The sequence below is a fragment of the Burkholderia sp. Ac-20353 genome, assembly GCF_017104785.1.
GTDB lineage: Bacteria > Pseudomonadota > Gammaproteobacteria > Burkholderiales > Burkholderiaceae > Burkholderia.
Map to the genome: position 1 here is coordinate 1 of NZ_JAAGPL010000513.1, position 1087 is coordinate 1087.

The following is a 1087-nucleotide window of genomic DNA, read 5'->3' on the forward strand; positions in this document are numbered from 1 at the left end:
TAAGTGTTCACGAGAAACTGGTTTGAAAAGCGGAGCCGTAGCCGCGTAGCAGCTCCGCGAGTTCAGCGTCGATGGTTTCCTTGGTCCAGGTGACGAAGCGACGCCATCGGTACTTCAATTGCCGCCAGACGATCTCGATCATGTTGAGCTCGGGGCTGTAGGCGGGCAGGTAGAACAGGAGAGCGTGGTGATCGATCAGCCAGCGTTGTCGTGTTGCTTCATCGATGCCGTGATGGATGCTGGCGTTGTCCAGCACGATCACGGTCGGCCTGCCGTCACCGGCGGCGAGCAGGTCATCGATGAAGCGCTCGATATGCGGGCCTTTGATCGTGCCCGCATGGGCGGCATGAATCAGCGCATTGGCGCCAAAATCCAGCGCGCCGATCACGCTGCGCCGGCAGTGATGGTTGGGCTCGATCTCGTGAGGCAGACCCCGTGGTGACCAGCTACGCTGAACCGGCGGCGATCCGCAGAAGCCCGCCTCGTCGAGATACACCAGCCGCACGGCGTCTTCCCGCGCTGCCTGCTGGAGCTTCGCGAGCGTGGTCTGCTTCATGGCGAACGCCTCTTCGTCGCGCTTTTTTTGAGTGCGTAACGATTGCGCTTGAATGAGAGCCCTTCGCGCTTGAGCGCCATGCCCAGCGTTTCGAGCCGGCACGGCAGCGGCTCATTGAACGTAGCTTCGAGGCGCCGGGCAATCTGGCCCAGCGTGAGAGGTTCAGTCGTTGCGATCTGAATCGCCGCCGCGACCATCGTATCGGGCAAGGCGCGCGGGCGACCGCCTCCGTGGCCCGTCAGCAGGCCGACCACGCCACGCTCGCGCCACGCCATGACCCAGTTGTAGGGCGATTGCACACTGACGCCGAGTCGCTCGGCCACCTTGGGCGCCGTCAGGCCGGTGCTCAGCAGCACCAGTCCGGTGGCGCGCGTCCTGATGTCCCGATGACGGTGATTCAAGGCCAGTTGTTCCAAGGTCAGCTTCTCCACTTCGGTCAGTCGCAACTCGCATCGCATAGGTTCGCAGTTCCCATCACATGGTCTGCATTCCTAACGCATGATCTTCAAATCCGTTTACTCAACACACTTA

The 1087-nt window shown here is 61.8% G+C and carries 2 protein-coding genes; both read right to left on the bottom strand.

What is annotated here, in order from left to right:
• Nucleotides 1-7: 7 nt before the first annotated feature.
• Nucleotides 8-556: an IS630 family transposase gene (locus G3N94_RS41655; protein WP_205799952.1), complete on the bottom strand. Its 549-nt coding sequence runs from the start codon at nt 554-556 to the stop codon at nt 8-10.
• Complete coding sequence (locus G3N94_RS41660; protein WP_241022372.1) at nt 553-972, bottom strand: helix-turn-helix domain-containing protein; 420 nt, start codon at nt 970-972, stop codon at nt 553-555. The genes G3N94_RS41655 and G3N94_RS41660 overlap by 4 nt, the downstream gene beginning before the upstream one ends.
• Between the last annotated feature and the right edge of the window lie 115 nt (nt 973-1087).

Excerpts from the sequence above, each read along its gene's own strand:
- G3N94_RS41655 (WP_205799952.1), bottom strand. The coding sequence starts at position 556 with ATGAAGCAGACCACGCTCGCGAAGCTCCAGCAGGCAGCGCGGGAAGAC.